Origin of the sequence: Marinomonas sp. ef1, assembly GCF_002806845.1 — a bacterium.
In the GTDB taxonomy this organism is placed as follows: Bacteria; Pseudomonadota; Gammaproteobacteria; order Pseudomonadales; family Marinomonadaceae; genus Marinomonas; species Marinomonas polaris.
In genome coordinates this window covers 1-215 of sequence record NZ_NHTT01000057.1, presented here as the reverse complement: position 1 = coordinate 215, position 215 = coordinate 1, and the positions used below count along the sequence as shown (strand labels likewise).

Genomic DNA, 215 nt, shown 5'->3' with positions numbered 1-215 from the left:
AGAGATCGTCGCCTTGGTAGGCCTTTACCCTACCAACTAGCTAATCTCACGCAGGCTCATCTAATAGCGGAAGGCTCCGAAGAGTCCCCTCCTTTCCCCCTTAGGGTGTATGCGGTATTAGCATGCGTTTCCACATGTTGTCCCCCTCTACTAGGTAGATTCCTACGCGTTACTCACCCGTCCGCCGCTCGTCAGCAGGAGCAAGCTCCCCTGTT

At 54.9% G+C, this 215-nt stretch carries 1 rRNA gene; it reads right to left on the bottom strand.

The features are described 5' to 3' along the window. Positions 1-215 (bottom strand): 16S ribosomal RNA (locus CCS02_RS22075); the annotation flags it as partial.